This window comes from Psychroflexus planctonicus, from assembly GCF_014640195.1.
GTDB lineage: Bacteria > Bacteroidota > Bacteroidia > Flavobacteriales > Flavobacteriaceae > Psychroflexus > Psychroflexus planctonicus.
The window spans coordinates 129,978-149,737 of the sequence record NZ_BMGM01000009.1 but is presented as its reverse complement, the minus strand read 5'-3'; the positions used below and the strand labels follow the sequence as shown (position 1 = coordinate 149,737).

General features: G+C 27.8%; 9 protein-coding genes. 2 read left to right on the top strand and 7 right to left on the bottom strand.

All coding sequences use genetic code 11. The features are described 5' to 3' along the window. Position 1: 1 nt before the first annotated feature. Both IEV72_RS10815 and IEV72_RS10810 read left to right on the top strand, forming a co-directional pair. A complete protein-coding gene (locus tag IEV72_RS10815) occupies positions 2 to 577 on the top strand; it encodes a hypothetical protein (protein WP_188459124.1) in 576 nt (191 codons plus the stop codon). Positions 578 to 587: 10 nt separating this feature from the next. After that, positions 588 to 3,497: an MFS transporter gene (locus tag IEV72_RS10810; RefSeq protein WP_188459123.1), complete on the top strand. Its 2,910-nt coding sequence runs from the start codon at positions 588 to 590 to the stop codon at positions 3,495 to 3,497. Here IEV72_RS10810 and IEV72_RS10805 read toward each other — a convergent pair. Genes IEV72_RS10805 through IEV72_RS10775 form a run of 7 tightly spaced genes read right to left on the bottom strand, consistent with a single transcriptional unit; the run spans position 3,474 to position 19,759 of the window. Further along, positions 3,474 to 4,826: an ATP-binding protein gene (locus IEV72_RS10805; protein WP_188459122.1), complete on the bottom strand. Its 1,353-nt coding sequence runs from the start codon at positions 4,824 to 4,826 to the stop codon at positions 3,474 to 3,476. The genes IEV72_RS10810 and IEV72_RS10805 overlap by 24 nt on opposite strands. A gap of 5 nt (positions 4,827 to 4,831) precedes the next feature. Then, complete coding sequence (locus tag IEV72_RS10800; protein ID WP_188459121.1) at positions 4,832 to 10,267, bottom strand: contractile injection system tape measure protein; 5,436 nt, start codon at positions 10,265 to 10,267, stop codon at positions 4,832 to 4,834. Then, positions 10,254 to 13,013, bottom strand: coding sequence for a hypothetical protein (locus IEV72_RS10795; protein ID WP_188459120.1), 2,760 nt, complete (start codon positions 13,011 to 13,013; stop codon positions 10,254 to 10,256). Before IEV72_RS10795 ends, IEV72_RS10800 begins: the two co-directional genes overlap by 14 nt. A 7-nt stretch (positions 13,014 to 13,020) precedes the next feature. Then, the gene (locus tag IEV72_RS10790; RefSeq protein ID WP_188459119.1) at positions 13,021 to 13,758 is read right to left on the bottom strand and encodes a hypothetical protein; all 738 of its coding nucleotides are present in this window, start codon (positions 13,756 to 13,758) and stop codon (positions 13,021 to 13,023) included. A 4-nt stretch (positions 13,759 to 13,762) separates the two neighbouring features. Further along, on the bottom strand, positions 13,763 to 17,515 hold the full coding sequence (locus IEV72_RS10785) for a baseplate J/gp47 family protein (protein ID WP_188459118.1): 3,753 nt from the start codon (positions 17,513 to 17,515) through the stop codon (positions 13,763 to 13,765). 2 nt (positions 17,516 to 17,517) lie between these two features. Beyond that, positions 17,518 to 17,937 carry a GPW/gp25 family protein gene (locus IEV72_RS10780; protein ID WP_188459117.1) on the bottom strand — a complete coding sequence of 140 codons (420 nt, stop codon included), beginning with the start codon at positions 17,935 to 17,937 and terminating at the stop codon, positions 17,518 to 17,520. A gap of 4 nt (positions 17,938 to 17,941) precedes the next feature. Continuing rightward, positions 17,942 to 19,759: a phage baseplate assembly protein V gene (locus IEV72_RS10775; RefSeq protein WP_188459116.1), complete on the bottom strand. Its 1,818-nt coding sequence runs from the start codon at positions 19,757 to 19,759 to the stop codon at positions 17,942 to 17,944. Position 19,760 lies beyond the last annotated feature (1 nt).

Genomic DNA, 19,760 nt, shown 5'->3' with positions numbered 1-19,760 from the left:
AATGAATATTACCCAACGCGACCTTAAAGTAAACTTCATTGATTTTAAAACTTATGAAGATCAAATCTTAAGTTTGAGAGAAAAATCTTGGAAGAAGTTTCACGATGATCTTAGCGCAAATGAATTTTATAGTTTAGAAGATAAGGTCGAAGACTTAAAATCAAAACATTGTGGAATTGTTTTAAATAAAAAGTTAATTGCTAGCTATCGACTCATGATAATAAATACAATAGCCGAAGTGCCATATCAAGAAAATTATAAAAATGGGGAAGTAATTAATAAAAAATGGTATATCTACAACCAAAATAATGATGGAGTTTATATTCATCCAAAAGTAGCTTGTACAGGAAGAATGGTTATAGACATGAATTACAGGAAAGAAAATATACCAGAAAAATTGATAAGCTTTTGGATTTCTTATGTGAAGAAAGAAAATATAAAAACCTTGTTATCTTACCCAACACCCTGGATGCTTAATAAGCTTTACATAAATGATTTTAAATATCAAAAGACACTTAAAAACGTTTTTAAGCCTTTACCGAAAATTGATTTAATTTTAGTAAAAAAAGAATTTTAAAATAAGATTGATGAAAGATAAGGTCTTAAACCTTCTTCAAATTAATAAAGATGAAGTTAAAAAAGTCTTGGTCCTTATTTTACAATCACTCTTTATAGGTGTATTTGTATCTTACTATAATACCTTCATAAATGCTGCTTTTTTAGATACATTTAGAATTAGTTTTCTTGCATATGGCTATTTAGCCTCCGGTTTAATTGGCCTTGCAACATCTTTTGTTTTTTCATTAATAATTAAAAGGCTAGCTTTTAAAGTTTATTCTGTACTTGTATTACTTATAATTTTCATATGTGTTTGTATACTAAAGCTAACAATTGACCAAGTCCCTTCAGTATTAAATGCCAGTTTTAGTTTGTTCAATGCTAATTTCAGCTTTAACAAGCTCATCATATTTATAGGGTTTATTGTGTATAGCCCATTTAGTTTAATTGTAATATTAATTTACACAAGTCAACTTATAAAATTATTTACTTTAAGACAGGGTAAAAGGTTATTTAGCCTTATAGGTTCAGGTTCTGTTATTGCAGCTATAATAAGTTACCTTTCTGTACCTATTTTATTAAACTACTTATCTGCACCATCAGACTTACTTTGGATTTCACTTTGCGGTTTGTTTTTAACTGCAATACTCCAATTATTTATTAATAAATCTTTTTTTCTAATTGATAAGAGAACTCTTAACAAATTAAAACCAATAAAAGTAGTTTCAGACAAACTAAAAGAAGAAAAAACATATATAAGAAATATCTATTTATTGTCAATAATATCTATGATAGGCCTTATCCTTGTTAGTTTTCTTTTTTTAAGTGAGACAAAATTATTCTTTAGAGATTTTGACGTTAAGGTTATAGGTCAATTTTTAGGACTATTCTTCGGCCTATCTAAGGGTATAGAATTAATTGTAAATACTTTCTTCTCAGGTCGATTATTAGCAAAACATGGAATTAGGTTTGGTTTAGAATCTCTACCCAAATTATTACTACCACTTACTACAATTGCAATAATAACATCAATCTTATCTTTTACTTATAATTCATTCAATACAGTAACTTTTATAGTTATAGTTCTTTGTATGATGACATTAATTGTGGTAAAAAGATCACTTGAAGATGTTACCTTTAAAAACCTTTTTCAGCCACTAGACAAAAGCATTAAACACATCATTCAATCTAATGCAGAAATTAAAGCTAGACAAATAGGAATTGTGATTGTTGCTATTATTTTAATTATCATTCAACAATCTGAATATAAAGATCTAAATAAAATAAAGTACTTAGTAGCTTTATTTCTTGCCTGCATACTATGGCTTTTTCTTATAAGAAAAACTTTGGTAAGCCTTAAAAACTATATTAGAAATGTTTTTGATACGCATATCAACATAAATTTATTTAAACGTGAGAAAGAGAGAATTGAATTTAAAACACTAGAATTAAAGGCTAAGCTTTTTAAATTATTTTTTCCTAGCCTCAGTATTGATAAGAAAACAAAAGAAATAAGCCTTATAGATAATGATTATATTATAAAACAACATCAAAATAAAGTACAATACATAAATTATGTAAAGAACCATTGGTCTAATAAGTTTTACCCAGAACTCCTAAGAATAATTAAATATGAAAATATTTTTATTGTTTCTTATTTAATCTCTAGCTTAAGTGATAAAATAAATAGCAATAATTTTAAGGATTATATCATAAAAAATGAAAAAGACATAAATAGTAGACTTCTAATTATTCTATTGAATATTAATTTTGACATTAAACACCATGTGGAAAAAAATAAAATATTACTGAAGGAGTCATCTGAAGATGTCTTACTTGAAGCTATGTTTTATTTAAAGGTTTTGAAATATATTGATGTTGAAATACCTATCGAAAATTTCAATTTTGAAAAAAACGTAAAAACTAGAAACTTAGAGTCTCTATACTTAGAAAACCCATATAAAAAGAATTTAAAAATTACTCAAAATGAGTATTTAAAACTAAAAGATAGACTTGATTATAGCGTTCAATATTATACTTGGATTCTTGCTTCTATAGTAGACTTAAATACCAATCCAGCTGATTTTAATAGCATTATAAAAAGTCTTACAGATGAGCTGCACAACGAAAAGCAAAACTTATTTAATCTCGTAAAACCAATCTATGGTAAGGATGAAATAAACAAAATTTTATATTTTCTGGACAATAATACAGAAGATAACAAAATACTGGCTGTTGAAATGATTGATATGGTTTTTAACAATGAGTTAAAAGAGTATTTTGTGCCTATAGCCGAAAAAAATTCAATTGAAGATCAGCTGAAGAAATTAAGAGAGATTTTCCCACAAGTTGACCTGAACCCAATAGATAGGTTGAAAAGAATAATTAATTACACACCGCAGAAATTAAATGATTGGATTAGAATACAAGCCATAGAATTACTATCGAAAAACTTAAAAGTTAGTGGTATGCCAATTGAGCTGGAAGCTAATACATATAATTCTAACTTATTAATTAGGGAAGCTACTATGATTTGTATGTTTAAGATCAATGGTGAAACTTATCAAAAACCTAATAGCAATATAATTAACGTATTTGAACGATTTAAAGCATTAAGAAACTCAACTATATTCAGTGAAATAGATACGCATACATTAGTAGATATTTTAAAAATAACAGAATTGAAGATTTTTAACTTTAACTCTTTGAATAGTTTGGAGTATAACAATCACTTAATATTGTTAAAGGGCAACACCAATTTACAATGCGAAAATCTAGTTGATGATTTAATAATACCCAATAAAGAAATAATAGATACTTTATTAAAAAAAAGCACCCAAGATTTAAAATTTTTAAAAATTAAGAGAGAAGAGTTTTTAAAAATTGCTTTTTGTAACCAAATACTATCAAAGAAATTAAGCTATTTGATTATTAAATGATTTTCCGTCTTTAGATAACTCTCTTCTTATACCACTTAAAATTTCTTTTTCAGATATGGGTACATTATGCTGTTTAGATATTAACCAGGCATACTGTATTATATTTTTTATTAAACCACCACTTATTTCATAAGAACTTGATATTTTTTTAATAAAAGAATCTGGTAAATTAGAAATACCTGATAGTGCAAATTTCCAGAGCTTTTCTCGTTCAAGTACACCGGGAACACTAAAGTTAACTACAGACTGTATACGCCTAGAGAAAGCTACATCAATATTTGGTTTTAGGTTTGTGGCTAGAATAATTAAGCCTTTGTAATTTTCAATTCGCTGCAATAAATACGCAGTTTGCTGATTAGCATATTTGTCTTTGGAATCTTGAACTCCTGTTCGTTTTGAGAAAAGTGACTCTGCTTCATCAAAAAATAAAATCCAATTTTTATTCTCAGCAATATCAAATATCTTGGCTAGGTTTTTTTCTGTCTCACCAATATATTTTGAAACAATTTGAGACAGGTCTATTCTATAAACGGATTTATTATTTTGTTTACCAATTAAAATTGCTGTTAATGTCTTACCAGTACCTGGAGAACCATAAAAAAGACACTTATAGCCTTTATTTATTTTTTTTTCTAAATCTTTTCTTTCCAGGATCTCTCCTTGTCTATCAATCCAGGTGTTAATAAGGCTCACCTCATCTAAGGTACTTTTATCAAGAACTAAATCTTCCCATTTTAGGGAAGTTGTTATTTTAGAAGCTGGAAAATTACTACTGTAAGATGGGTTAAAGGAAGTACCTATTGTAAAATATTGAAAATGCTCATCACTAAGTCTAACAGAGTTTGATAAAAAAGAATTTGAATTATCGCCATACAGCTCGATTACATTCTCTGATGAAAATAGATGATCCTCATCGAATAACCTATACATTAAAAAACGAGACTCAAAGCAATCTCCATAAAATATAAAAGCAATAGTTTCTAAAGTTGGTACAAAGATAGATTTGGACTCATCAATTTTTCCACCAAACTCTGTGAACCGCTTGTCTAAGGCTTTGTTTTTTATTAAAAACTTATCAAAAACTTTAGGCTTAAAATGCAAGGCTAGACAAACTACAATTATAAAACGCTCTATGTTTAATAATTCATTTTCTAAAATAAAATCTGAATATTTACTTTGACCTACAGTTAAATGTATAGGTTCGGGAGCCATAAATTCTAACTGAGAATCAAAGTAGCAATTAAGCCTTTTGTTGATAAAATCTTCTAACCAAACTACTTCCTTAAATATTACACTTGCATTATGCCTTGCTTCATTTTTAGTATTCATAAAACTTATATTTCCCAGTTAACTATCAAACGATTGTCCATAAATGCAGTTTGAATCATTTTAATATTCCACGGTATTGTTTTCAATAATAAATCATATGGCTTTGTTTGTACAGTAAGCTCAAAATTATTTTCACCACTTTTATTCAGCTTACCTTCACGTTTTAAAAATGTATCTTGCAAAGACTGTGGACTAGTATTATTTAGCTCTTTCCAGTTTTTTGTTACTGCAACTAATAAAGAGTTTGCTATATTCTTTTCATTTTCAGTAAACTCAATTGTAACATCTACAAAAAAATTAACTTCAGCCCCACAAAGTAACTTATTTAGTAACAAATCACTCTCACTTATTTTCTCATTTTTGTTAATTACATATTGAGAAATTAAGATAGCCTTTTGCTTACAAGTGTCATCTTTGAATTTTCTTCCATCTATTAAACCAATCTTATCAAAAAGTGTTGATAAAAACGGCCATAGAATTACCAAACCAGCGTTAGAAATATATGCAGAGTCAGTGTTGATATTATTTTGTTCAATTAAATCATCGTTTTTATTTTCTTTTTCACTTCTGTTTTTACTCTCAAGAATTATTTCTTCTTTTAAGAAATAACTTAGCATATTATTTTGAATATTAGTAAGTCTGGGTTTCTGTTGTACAAAAATATCAGTAACCTCAAAGTAACTGTTGGTTTCATGATTATTGTTAATTATTTCAGCAGATGCAATTTTTTTAAAGATTTCATGAATAATTAAATTTGGAGAATACATAATTAGAGAATTTTTAGCCCATATTGAAAATAATTCATAAATATAATCTTCATCCTTTTTCACATTGAGGTAATGTGGAGTCTTTTTTAATTTTGATTGATCCAATAGCTTATCAAATTCTATTAAATACTTATTTAATTCAGGGTGAATAAAATACAATAATTTATGTAAATCTTTGGTATTGAAAATTTTCAAAAATAGTTGAAGCTTAATCTTTTGCTTAGCCCAGATATATATTTGATTTCTTAATTTAAGATCTTTTTTATTTTTTAAAACAAAAGAGCGTAGGAACTTTGTTTGATGTTTTGGATTAGAAGTATCGAGAGAATGAAACTCAATGAAATAACGCAGGTCATTTAGCTGATAAGATTCTTCATCTTCAGAAATACGATCTTCCTTCTTATGATATAAATCTAAAGCCTGAGCTACAACACTCTTCATAGATATTTTACCATCATCTAATAAACGAGTCCCATTTTCAAAAATTACAGCACTTAGTTCTTTGCTATATTGCTGTATTTCTTTAAAGAAATTGATGCTAGTTGTAAGATTGTTAGAAGGCCTATTTATCAAACGTTTTAAAACTAGATTTAAAACATAAAAATCATCACTATATGCAACGTCTTTGAATTTCTCCAAGGGTGGTTTTAATAGAACATGCATATCAGTGTTCTTATCTTTTAAAAGGCTTAAAACTGATTTAAACAATACAGACTTTGAAGATAGCTTAACAACCGCCTTACTTATATTCTCTGTTTGATTAAATTCTGGGATTAGATATCTTAAAATGCTCTGGTCTGATTTAATGAAAGACTTTAAAACCTGAAGTTGATTTGATAAATTGGACTGGTAGGATTTTGGCAATTCACCAGTTCTTAAAAAGTACTTTATTAGCTCTAATTTATCAGTTTTATCAAGGGTTCTTTTTTTATTATATAATAATGAGATAGGATTAAGTCTTAGCTTATGCTTAAATTCTAAGTCAAGTAATTCTTTGATATTATCTGCATCTAAATACCCTAAAAAGCGTTCATAAACAACTAGAGCGCTAGGTTCTTTCCAAAGTTTCTTCTTAATTATAGCTTCAAAAAAGTTATCAGTACTCAAATTAAGCTTATCGATATCCTGTAAAATGCTAGTTAAAGAAAACGACTTAGCTTTTTCAGCTTCAAGTATAGTTAAAAGCTCATTTTTTTTAGTTAGTTCAGCCTTGATGAATTGATCTAATAATTTATTTTTTATATGGTTATTCTCAAAGATTGTTCTAATGAATTTATAGTCTTTTAATGCAATTTTCGAATCTATAAAATCAAAGGCATCTTCAGTATCTGTTGATTTGGATTTTGACCAGACAGGTAAGGTTTCGTTTTCTAGTAAATTGATAAAAAGATTTTTATAATAAACATCATCTTTTACTTTTCTATCAACGTTTTGAAAGTTATTGTTCTCTAAAAAAATTTGCAATGCTTTCTTAACAGGTACATCAACATCAACATCACTAATTCCTTTAAGATATATACGTTGTAAAACTTTAAAATTTAAATTTCTATTTTGCGCAAGCATTTGCAAAAAATCTAAGACTAGTTCTGTATTTAATATTTTGTGATTGGTACTTAATTTCTTAAAAATTAATACCCTAAGTGTTAAGTGAAAATCTTTAGGATGCAGCGTACAAAAAAAGGTCTTATTCTGTACTAATAAAATATTTTGCTCTAAGGATAAAAGGTCTACATTATTAGCCTTTAAAAGTGTTTCTAATTTATCATTTAAAGCTTCAGAAATACTTAACTGAGAGAATTCATAAAGTATTTCATGGTCTTGGCTATGTATTTTTAAAAATTCTAAAAGCGATTTATTATTTTTTGTAATATCTAATAGCGTATCAAATTTTTGTAGTTGAAGGAAAGGGTAATGGTGCTTGTTAAATAGTTCCAATTTTAAAATTAAGAAGTAGTCAAAATCATCTTCAGTTATACTATTTGTAATACCTTGATTCTGATTTTCTTTTGCTTTAATTGGGTTCTCTAATAGGTGAGATAATGATTTAATTTGAAGATCTGATTTATCTAATTTTGAATTACTTTCAACATTTTGTGTGATTTTCTGATAAACTTTTTCATCTATAGATTTAACTTCCTTTAGCAATGCTAATCTAAAGTCACTATCCTTTAAATTTTTATTCGCTTTGATTAAGTGCAAAGCCTTAAACTTTAAATCAAACAAAATTTCAACTCTTTTATGATAGGTGAAATATGATAAAACATTCATCAATATCTCATAAAATTTATTGTTTTTATGATTTGAAATAGTAGATATCAGTTTATTAAAATTATCAGAATTTAAACTAACCATTGCAGTTTGTGAGTTCAGCAAATATGTAGTAATTAATTTCTGTTTTAATTTTTTGTCATTTACACTATCAACTAATTCATAAGCAGAATTAAATGTGGAAATATTATTTTTAAAAGATTTAAGAGGACTAAAGATCAGCTCTGTTAATCGCTGAATTAGCTCTTGATCAAATTCAGAATAGCTACTCTTTTTTACAATATTTGATATTAGCCGTAGCGTTAAATTATCAGATTCAAAACCAGATGATTTTGAAATGGTATCTATAATAACTGCATAATTAAAATCGTTCCTGACTTTGTAGTTTATTTTAAACTCTAAATAGAGGTATTTAGAAAAAAATGAAGAATCATTAAACTTTGTGTTAGTCTTGTTAAGTATCGGTTGAAATGTATTAATTATGTAAGCAGATTTTTTATTAAATATTGTTGGAGAATTTTTTTCGTTGTATCCTTTAAAAACTATGTTATGAGCCTTGCTAGATTGTAAATTATCGTTAATAGCATGTAAATCTAAATTATCTTTAATATCATCCTGCTTTAATAGCTCTTGTATAAAACTCTCTTCTTTTAAGAAAAAGGTTTTATAGTTATGTGAAGATACTACTTGATATAGCAAGTCTTCAAAATAGAGCTGTTTTGAGTAACTTAAAGTTGGTTCAAAATAAAGCGCTTTTAAGGTACTCAATAACAATTCTTCTAAGGAAGTTTTATTAAGCTCTGAATAGTTGTTTAAAAGCTCAAAAAAATTATCTGATTCTTTGTTAGACTTGGTCACAAAACCAAAAACATATTCGTTTACTTTATCACTTTTCCATTTAGTTTTGAAAATGCTTGCATTCAAATAATTTATTAACTTTTTAAGAGAAGCAAACTCTGATTTTTTAAAAGCAGATAAGTGTTGCAAAGTTGCATGTATAGAGTTGGTTTTAAATTTTGTAGACGATGAAAAAATAAAACCTTCTAAATCCAATTGATTATAGAAAAAACTTTCAATATCGAAATCATACTTAAATTTTGCCTGTTTATTGATATGAAAGAAATAGAAACGGCTTATTAACTCCAGATCATTTATTTTATATTTATTTGATATTAATTTAATTAGGTGTGTGAAAAATTGACTAGCTGAAGCTGATGATACTTTTTTAAGGTCTAACAAAGCATCAAAAAAGTATGAAAAGCTATTATTTTGAGACTTAAATTTGCCAGATTTTAAATGATATAAAAAAACATAAAAATCAAGTAATAGTTGACTTTCCTTTAGGTTAAAAAACAATTCTAAAAAATATAAATAATTATTTTTCTCGATTAATTTTATGAGTTTATATGATCCTGAAAATACTTCTAATAAACTCTTTTTACGGATAACAGATTGTATTGTTTTTTTATCAGATTCTAGATACCTGTTGAATAATAGTTTTAGTTCAAAATACTTTAGTCCGCTTAAGACCTGTTTACTAAAAATATACTGATCTAACAAATACGCAAATGTCTTAGATTTTTCAGAATAATCTAATTCACTTATAAGTAATTGGTCAGTGCTTATCTTAGATGGATCATAAGGTTTTAAGGAAATAGAATTCTTACTCAAGAAGCTTTCAAAATCATGCCATTTAAATCCAAATTCAAAAATTACCTCATCAAGCACTAACGCATCAAAGTCTTTACTGGTATCCTTATAAAATAGAGTTTTATGCAGCAGTTTTTTCTCTATAATATCAATATTCTTTAAATTAAAATAAGTTAATTTTTCTTTTAAAAAGTCTAATAATAGACTTGTATTGTAGCTAAACAAGTCATACTTGTAATCTAAACAGAATTTAAAGAAAGTTGTTTTATTTGCTGGTGATAAAATATTTAAAAAACGTTTTAAATTATTTTTTTGAGACAACAGGCTAATTAATTCTTTTCTTGAAACGTCCCGATAAGAATCTTGTTCAAGAAATTTATTAAACTTAGTCTTAGAGTCACACCACCAAGGTAAACGACCGTTATATAGAAAGTAAGAAATAAGGTAAAATTTGGTTCTTTTAGGAAGGTTTTTGTTCTGTTTGTACCTTTCTAATTCTCTGATGAATTTTTTTGTGAAATTATAAACAAAATCTCTTGGTTTTAATAGGTCTATATCTCCAAGGTTTAATGTTATAGCGTCTATTTCGAAAAAATCTTCTTCTTTAAAAACCGTATTAATACAGTTCTCGATTTGCACTAATAATAAATCCTTTAAAACTATTGGGAATTCTTTACTTACAATACCGAATTCTTCTTTAGACGGTACGTCTATTTCAAGCCTAATCTGTTTAATAGTTACATCACTCTCTGTCATATGGAATTTGACTCTTAAAGAGTTGAATAAGTTGTAGAGAATAGTTTTCTATTTTATCTAATTCAGAATTCATCTGGCAAGACAACCAATTAAAATAAATAGACTCAAATTGGTTCATAGTTCTTAAATTGAAATAAAATATATTGAAACTTAAGTGGGCTGGAATAAAAAGTTCAATTTGTTGCTTTATAAAATGTTTAAATTCATTGTTTTGAAATCTAACTGGCCAATCAGGAAAAACAAAATTTAAATGGTTTGAATAGCTAAAATCGTCTGGAAATTTATTGGTTTTACTATTTACTATAGAAATATCAGTAAAATTAGTGATGTCTTCATTAGTATCCTTTTTATTATTTAAGTACTCCAAAACTTCTTCTTTAAACTTATGAGCTTCAGATTTAGTGCTAAATGAATTGAAGGATTTAAAAACTGGGTTATTTAATAAATCATAAACTATAAGCCAATAAAGCTTTTTTTTACTATCAAACTCTACTGTAAAATTTTCAGTTTTGTTGAGGAGCACCCACAAGTCGTCTCGTATATCTCTTTGATTTTTGAAATCTAGATTATAATAGCTTTTTAATAATATCTTTTTACTTTTAGAATAAATATTAAGTTCATAATTCGATTCTAGAAGTGGTCTTAATAAAATGTTTTCAACAATAAAAAAAGTCTCAGAAGCCGAATTTATTTCATCAAATTTATCAATTGTTTTTTCAAGAGCTGTTTTAGACATACCTAATGTTTTAGATTGAAAAATCTTTGTAGGCATATCTTGTTTTGGGCTGTTGTATAGTAGACAAAAATTAGATTTTGTTTTAACTATTTGGTAATTATTTGATTTATGTGCGTATAAAAATAAAAACTTTAGTGCTTCGTGATTTTTAGTGAAAAAATTGATATCATCCAAATTTTCAATGTCTCGAGATTTTGATCTCACTTTAATAGAAGGTCCATCTTCTAGTTCTAAAATTTCAATTTCCCACTTATCTTCTATTTTATTTATTTCAGAGTTTTCTAAAATAATATCTAAAGATGAATGAATGCTATGGTCTTTTATATCTAATATAAGTGATAAACGCTCTTTTAAACCGGATATGTTATTCTTATTGTTAACCGCTTTTTTATAGTTAAAAGCTTTAATTCTGTTTCTTCCTAAGTTAATAATAGATTTAGCATATTTTGATTTAGATAGAAGCCCATTTAGCTCTATCTCATCTACAGAAACATTTTCTTTAATAGACTTTTGCAATTTCGAATTTAATGTAGTGTCGTACACCTCGCCAAACCTGCTCAATAAATGGTCTATGAATTTACTCTTTCTCTTTATGTATTGAATCTTAGTTTCAGTTATAGATTTTAGGTTATTATAAAACGCATCGTAATCATCGCCTATTACATTACTTAATTCTCCAATGTTATTGGGTATTTGAGTGTAATACGTATTAAGATTCTCTTTGCTTATATCTACTGAAAATAGGTCTCTGATATTTACTAACTGACTTTGAAAATTAGCCATTATCTGGTCTATCATCAATAAATAACCTTTAAGTTGATTTACTTGACTCTTCCTTAAGTTAGTTGCTGAGTTTGGGATTTCGAAGGCCTTTAGGCCATAAATTGATGGGAACTCATTTTGGATTGAATAATAATATTCTATTTCATTTTTGGTAAACCTTGCCTTCGTAAAGGGGTTATCATTGTAAGCTAAACCATTAGATTTTGTGTTATTGGTCAATGATAAAGAATCATATAATTGAGACAAGATTGAAGGATCTATTTCATATGTGGTTTCATTTCTAATAAAATTTAATTTATCTATATTTTCATTAAATAAATTCTTTTCAAGTGAAGGGTAGCGGTCGCTATCAAAAGATATGATATCATCATACATTTTTACACCATTTTTGAACACTACCATATTTTGTACATCAATTACTCCGTCTATACTTTGTATTAATTCTTTTAATTCAAATACATAGATTTCGTTTGTCTTGTCATTTAACTCTTCTGATTTTATATAATCGTCTGTTTGATAAGGACCTGAAAAAACGTTTTCATAAGATTTTTCTTTTAGTATTGATTTATATTCATAAAACTTTAGATTGGTATTTAACTTCGACTCAATTTTGTGGTAAATTTCAGCTAAGACACTCTCTCCCATTGCAAAAGAGTTAATTGTTATATCACCTGACAAGGAGATTAAATCTTTTTTTAGTATTACAATCGAATTAAAATCTGTACTAATAGATCTATTTTCCATTAGAATGGAATTTACTCTTGAAATTGTATCAGATATTATATTATTATCTAAATCGTCTTTAAGTTGTACAGAAACATCAAATAAACCCTTAATGCCAAGAGGATTATCCTTTACTGGTGTTACCCAAGCATTTTTAATATTTTTTTCTTTACCAATTAATATTTTTCTAAAGTCTAATAATGTTGTAGGAGCAGACGGGAAAATGTTCTCAGGTCTTATAAATAGATTTGTGGACTCTAAATCAAACTTTGGGTCATTTCCCAGTAAAATATCTTCGATATTAAAATTTGCTTTATAACCAATGTCAGTTAAACCAAAACATATCTGCTCTAAGAAAGTAATTCCTGGGTCATGATAGTTATAATCCGTCCATTGATTGCCAGAAAATTGTTGAATAAGTTCAATACCTTCATCAAAAAGTTTTTCATAATCTAAACTTTTAGATTCAAAGCCTTCTTTACTTATAAACTTTGGTTTTATCATATCTAGATTAATCAGCTATAAGGTTTGTAATATTGTATTTAATTTTAAAGCTTTCTTTAGTTTCTGAAGATATCCCATAGTTAGCTCTTGTTCTAACTTGTAAAGAGAAATTATGTAACTCTCCTACCCACCTAAAAGAAATTCTTCTAAAGTATCTTTCATAATAGGCTGATGTTAATTTTATTTTATTTTTAGATCTTTTTCCACCAAAAGTAGAAAGTGCTATGCAATGTGCAACAGAATAATAGCCATTACCAATATTTCCTTCCGCTTTTGCGATGATTTCAAAAGCACATATACCATCTAAATTGGAAATAATGGAATGCCAATTTCCATCCGCAGGTACAAAGCCAGTTGCATAAACACCAAGCCTAGTCTTTACTGCTAATGTACCATTGACTTCTAAGTTGTATTTTGGATTACCAGTATTAACACCCACATTACCCTTTTTACTTAATTTGATAATTGACTCATCTTTTGAATTATCAAAAGAAAGGCCTTCCATACCATTACTATTTAAGCTTACCGAATAATCTGCCTTTTCTTGCGCTTTATTTTTAAAAAAAGATAATAATTTCGAGTTCTCTTTTGCAGATGATAATTTTAATCCTTCATTAGAAGTTTTGCTTATCCCGTCATCTACTGAGTTAAGTGTTGAATCTATAAGATCTATAAAATGTTTCTCAGTTGCGAAACCACCTTTCTTAAAATAATTTTTTAATGTTTGTCTATTAATTAATGCCATAAGACTAAATTTTAAGTTTAAAATTATACTCGGTGTCATCTTCTTCTAAATCTGATTTTGAGTCAGACAACTGAATCTGGTCATCTAGATCTGAACTTATTAAAAAAGCACTTTCTAAGCCTAAGTTATTAAAGCTTACTGGTTCGGGTGGATGGTACTCATTAGTCTCTAGAATATCTATAATATGATTGTGACTATTAGGAGTTAATATAACCCACGGCAGACCTGGTTTTATAAAATCTGTATTAATATTTTTATTAGCTGAATCTACAGCAATTTTACCTCCTTTTTCCGAGGTTTTAACATGAATAATAGATATACTAGTTACATAAGAAATATAGGGTCTTTCTTTTACGAAATTTATAATATCAATTTTTTTGATTTGAACACCTAATTTCATTGGTTTTGTATCATCATATAGCCACAAACAAAAAAAGTCATAAAGATCATTATTTAACATTCTAATACCAATACCATCCGCTACATTTTTAAAGTTAACTTTACATTTTAACCATATATCTTCAAACACCGGATTTATAATTTCAATGCTAGAAAATGGAGAAGAAAATTGCCTTAAATAATCAACAATTTCCTGTTTTTCAGCTGCACTCAACCGTATGTTATCAATATTTTCTTGTAGCTTTACTTTTTTGACGCACAATACTTTTAAACTTTCTGTAATGTTATTTGAGTTTACCGGAAAGCACTTAACATGTGATATCCATGAAAAATTTGCGATTATAAATTTTTCAAGATCCCATTTAGTCACAGGTCTATTTTTATGCCTTAACAATTCACTTGATCGCAAATAAAAATCAATATCTGATTCTCCACTTTCACCTTCTGCAGAGCCAAAGTGTTGGTCTACAGATATAACACCATCAATATCTTCTTTAAATCCTTGAACTGAATATGGTGGATAATAACTAGGCAAATTATTTACATTTTGCTCATCTATTATTTCTGTCAAAGAAACTGAGTTTGTTCTAATTGATTTTATAAGACTAAAGTGATTAGATTTACTTTTTGAACAAGCTTTAATAAAAAGCTTATCAGTATTATAAATCCTACTTTTATTAGATATATCTTCAGGTATTTTAAAAGACAACACACCTGTTTTCATTAAATTTAATGTATCGTCATAAATGATGTTTGTTTTGGTAAGCATTTTCCAACCTTCTGCGGTACTATAAAACCAGTCAATTTTTCTGCTAAATTCGTAGTTTGGATTATCACTCTTTAAGATTTCAAAAAGAAGGTTAAGGTTTAGTGGCTGAGTTGTATTTTCAAATCCCAATATGAGCTCGCCTTGATATTTAAAATTCTTAACCAAGTTGTTTTCATTAATTCCAAATTTCGATAATATGGGTTGGATACCAAAGGGTGAAATTAAATAAAAGCTATTTTGCTCATCAAAATCGTTTTCAGAATATTTTCTCTGATTAAAAATAAGAGTACTTTTAGCCTTGTAGCTTAATGTTAAATTGGCAATTTTTGGTGAAAATGGTTCATTTGGGAAATTTAAAATTTCGACACTTCCTTTCTTAGGTTTTTGGTTAATTGTCTTTTGTGTAATATCGTTTAAGACTTTACCATAAATATCGAAACCAAAGCCAAAAGATGGTTTCTCTAGTTCAAACTTCAGATAGCCTGTCTCTAAATCGTTAGAATAGTCATCTAGTGCTTCTAGTTCTAAATTATAATTAGGTTTAATCTTTAATGAACGGAAATCCAAGTCTTCAATTTTAAACTTGTCTAGGAGTTTTCCATTTTCATCAGTATTAAATAATTCAAATTTATAATCTTGATTATTATGGTTTGTATATTCAAAATCTGACAATCCATCTACCTTAGTAACGAAACTTTTGTAATCAATATTTCTGTCATACTCTTTATAAAATTCTTTAAAAGACGGTCTAACTACCGATAGGTTTGTGTAATCCCACTCTATACCTACAGATTTTACCTTTTTATTAAATAATTCATCAGAAGCTATTATCAAGCTAGATTTCACATTGGGAATAGCTCCAAACAATTCAAAATCAGAATTAATATCAATTCTATCTTTATTAACAAAGCAGTTAAATTGTTTAAGATTTTTAACATTTACATTAATGTCGATTTTAGAAAGTTCCATACTGTTTAAAAAAGAGTATGGATTGTAGAAGCTTTCTTGATTTAATTCTACTTTTAGAACAGGGTGTTTTGAATCAATGTCTAGGTCATGAATATTGTTATCTAAGGCTACTATAGCCGGATAAGCCTTATTCAATTCCATAGTTAGGGTTATTTTACCTGTTGACCAATCAAAAGGGAATGTCACCTTGTAACCCTCGACCCGAGTCCAAGAATCAATTGATGTATAATGAATAATAAAGGCATTAGAAAATATCTCATTAAAAGTCACTACTTCACTAACATCTTTGTTATGAGAAATATCTAAAATCAAATCTGATAAAATTTTTATTGAATCAACAGTAAATTTTAGATCAAGGTCTATCGTTCTATTGCTTTTAGAGAGTTTTAAAACAGGACTAGAAATTAAAAAGCCTATTTCAGCTTTATCCATATTCTGATCTTCAGAGCTTAAGAAAAGTTGTTCTTCGCCTAAAGAAGAAAAGGTACTGACGTTATTATTGAAGTCTTCAACTTCTGATGAATTTGAAGCATGGATTTTAGAATATAAGCCAGATATTAAATTAAACCGAGAGTGGTGATCAAAAAATTTGCTCTCACTCAAGTAAAATGTGCTTATATGTGCTAAGTTAATGTTGTTTGCTTTAAAATCTACGTTAGTCTGAAATAAAATTTCTTCACCATTTTCTCTCTGACCAACATTTAGCAATGTATCCTTTTTAATGTTTATGCCATCTAAATTTTCATCTATTTCTACCGATATATAAATTTTATTTGGTTGTGCCGTACGTGGTTTCAGCTTTAGTAAATTTCTGAAATAAAAGTCAAGATGCTTTTTTGTAAATGTATTTAAATCTGCAACGGGATATTTAAATAGTTCTAAAAATGCAAAAATTAAGCCTGTATGAGCTTTGTGATTATCGTTATTATATAGTGATATTTTATACAGGTCTTCACATTTTAAAACTAAATCGTAAATTATTTCGTAAGTAGGGTTAAATATTAGTGTTATCCTTTTTAATGCAAAATTCAAATCTGTCTCATCAACTATATCATTTTCAGGATTACTAGGTATAGGTGTTGGTAAAGTTATATTCCAAATTGAATTAAACTTATCAAAACCTTCGATTTGCCCTCGATTTATAATATTTTTATTACCAAACAATGTCGCTAAATCAATAAACTCCTGAAGCAATGGTGACAACTTGTTTTTTATGTAAATTTCGAGTTCTACTTCTATTATTGAACTTGCTTGAGTTAAGTTATTTTTAAGCGCTTCTGTGTACCAAAAGTCAATTTTCTCAAACAATGATTTACATAAATCAAAAAAATTATGAAATGAATGTTTTTTATCTTCTATACCAAAAGCTTGATCGTAATCTTTTATGAAATTAAGCCGTTTAACGCTGTAGTTTGAAACTTTGAACTTCGATATCTCCGCAATTAAAAAAGTTTCTTCAGATCTAAGTAAATCATACCAAGTGCCATCTACTTTGTTTTCCTTGTTGTAAAATAAAATTAGCTTTGAATATTCTTTTATGAAGATAATGAGATCTAGTACGTCTCTATCTTCAATAAGTAAGTTCTCAGGGTTTAAAATATGTTTATAAGGTGTATTCAAAATTATTTTATTTCAGTACCTTCATTCATATAAAATGGAAAAACTATATTATCCCTAACATTTGTAGAGTGTACTTCATACGAGATATTAATGCTTATCAGGCCATCTTGCGTATTTGATTTTGACGCTCTAACATCATGTACAAAAATTCTTGGTTCATAATTAGAGATAGTCTGTTTTAGTTCATAAGAAAGGCGTTCAATTACATCTAGGTCTGATTTTTCAAACATGTAATCATGGACTATGCAACCATAATTAGATCGCATAATACGTTCACCATATTTAGTATTAAAAAAAATATGTAAACTCTGCCTAATATCCTTGTCTTTAGATACCATCTCAACATCAGCACGTTCCTTACTAAATGTTGGTGGAAAACTCCAACCACGACCTAAAAACGATTTATCTTGATTACTTTCCATGATTTTAATTTATTCCAACTTTAGCACCTTTTATATTCACTTGACCAGAGGCACTTAATTCTGCCTTACTTCCGCCTTTAATAGAAGCACTTGTTTTAGCGCTTATATTTATTTTACTTCCACTTATTTTTACACCATCACCTGACTTTCCATTTAATATTATTCCCTTTTGGCCAGTTATACTAACCTCTCCAGATGATGAAATGCTTATATCTTTATTGCTATTAAGTGTAATTCCTTTTTCAGACAACTTAATATTATTTTTGTTTTGGTCTTTAATAGTTATATCTTTTGTTTTTTCACTAATTACAATGCTATTCGTTTTTGGAGTAGATATAGTAATTTTCTTTTCATCATCGTCAAACTCTACCTTCAGCTTACTCTTAGACAAAATAGCTTTTAGATTATTTTCTTTTTTAATAGTTGAATAAGGACTTTTCTTTTTAGTGTATAAACTATTTAGTATAACAGGATAACGTGGATCATTTGCTATAAAGGAAACTATAACCTGCGTTCCAACTTCTGGTATAAAAAAAGATCCTGCTTTTGTATTGGTATAAAAATGAGAAAGCTGGGCCCATAAACCGTCTCCGGTTTTTTTAAAAGCAGGTATTAATATTTGTATACGCCCTTGATTTAAAGGGTCTGAATGATTTTTTTTAACTGTGCCGATATAAACCCCATGAATCGGTTCTACAAGTTTTGATTTATCAAAACTACTCGACTTAAAATAGGAATTTTTTAAACCAAAGGAAAGACTGGTTGTAAATAAGCCTCCTTCTATTTGGTGCGATATTCCTGTTATATAAATTTTCCCGTCAAAGTTACTACCAAAGCCATCAAGAGTTACTATCTCGCCCAATTTTAGGTCTGGAACACCCTTAAATTTAGCCGTGCCTGTAAGTCTATTTAATCTTGAACTTTTGATAAAGGAATCGGCATAAATTTTTAATTCTGTTGTATCTGTATATTGTGGAATATTTATTTCTACAGAAGATGGACTAGTTTCTTTGCTAATTTTTTTAGCAGATAAAGTATCATTTGTATCTAATTTAGGCTCAACTGCAGATGCCTTTTTAGTTTCACCAGAGAAAAAGTCCCATGAGTTAAGTTTTAAAGAACTTAACTGGCTAGAAGAATTGATTTGAGCATCAAAGCTAATTGTAGATTCTCCATTCTTGATGGTTAAAACCGATTTGGATTTATTTGATTTGGGTTCAATTACATCTATTTTATTATCAGAATTTAAAACTACACAGCCATTTTGTTTAGCTCTATCCAATATAAAATCCCAATCTGTTGTGTTATACTTTGGGAAAAAGGGATGTTTGAAATTTGTAGCTTTTACTTTAAATTTTATTCCAGACACTTTGCTTAGTAAAGAAGTTATAATTTCACTCTCTTTTTTATCTTTATATAGATCTGATGTATAACTATTTTTTAATTTAATAGCTTTATCAACGCAATCTAAAACCAAAAGACTACACCATGGTTTTTTTGAATACCCTTTTTTTAGTGAGATATTATGATTTTCTATTATGCCCTTAAAAGCTAACTTGTTATCCTGCTTATAGCCTAATAAAATTTCAACTGATGTTCCGGGTATAAAATCTTTATTTTCACTTTCTTCAAATGTATTTAAGTATGAATTTCCACCTGCGATATTTATGGTTGCTTTACTAAGCTTATTTACAGATTTCTCTACGCCGATTTTTATGACATTAAATTTAGAAATAATCGATTTCCCATTAACAATGATATCAAATGAGATTGGTTCATTGACAGTATCTTTTGGTTGACTACTACTATTGTCTAATGGCATA

Bases quoted from the DNA above. Each gene is read 5' to 3' on its own strand.
- IEV72_RS10815 (WP_188459124.1), top strand. From the start codon at position 2: ATGAATATTACCCAACGCGACCTTAAAGTAAACTTCATTGATTTTAAA.
- IEV72_RS10810 (WP_188459123.1), top strand. From the start codon at position 588: ATGAAAGATAAGGTCTTAAACCTTCTTCAAATTAATAAAGATGAAGTT.
- IEV72_RS10805 (WP_188459122.1), bottom strand. From the start codon at position 4,826: ATGAATACTAAAAATGAAGCAAGGCATAATGCAAGTGTAATATTTAAG.
- IEV72_RS10800 (WP_188459121.1), bottom strand. From the start codon at position 10,267: ATGACAGAGAGTGATGTAACTATTAAACAGATTAGGCTTGAAATAGAC.
- IEV72_RS10795 (WP_188459120.1), bottom strand. From the start codon at position 13,013: ATGATAAAACCAAAGTTTATAAGTAAAGAAGGCTTTGAATCTAAAAGT.
- IEV72_RS10790 (WP_188459119.1), bottom strand. From the start codon at position 13,758: ATGGCATTAATTAATAGACAAACATTAAAAAATTATTTTAAGAAAGGT.
- IEV72_RS10780 (WP_188459117.1), bottom strand. From the start codon at position 17,937: ATGGAAAGTAATCAAGATAAATCGTTTTTAGGTCGTGGTTGGAGTTTT.
- IEV72_RS10775 (WP_188459116.1), bottom strand. From the start codon at position 19,759: ATGCCATTAGACAATAGTAGTAGTCAACCAAAAGATACTGTCAATGAA.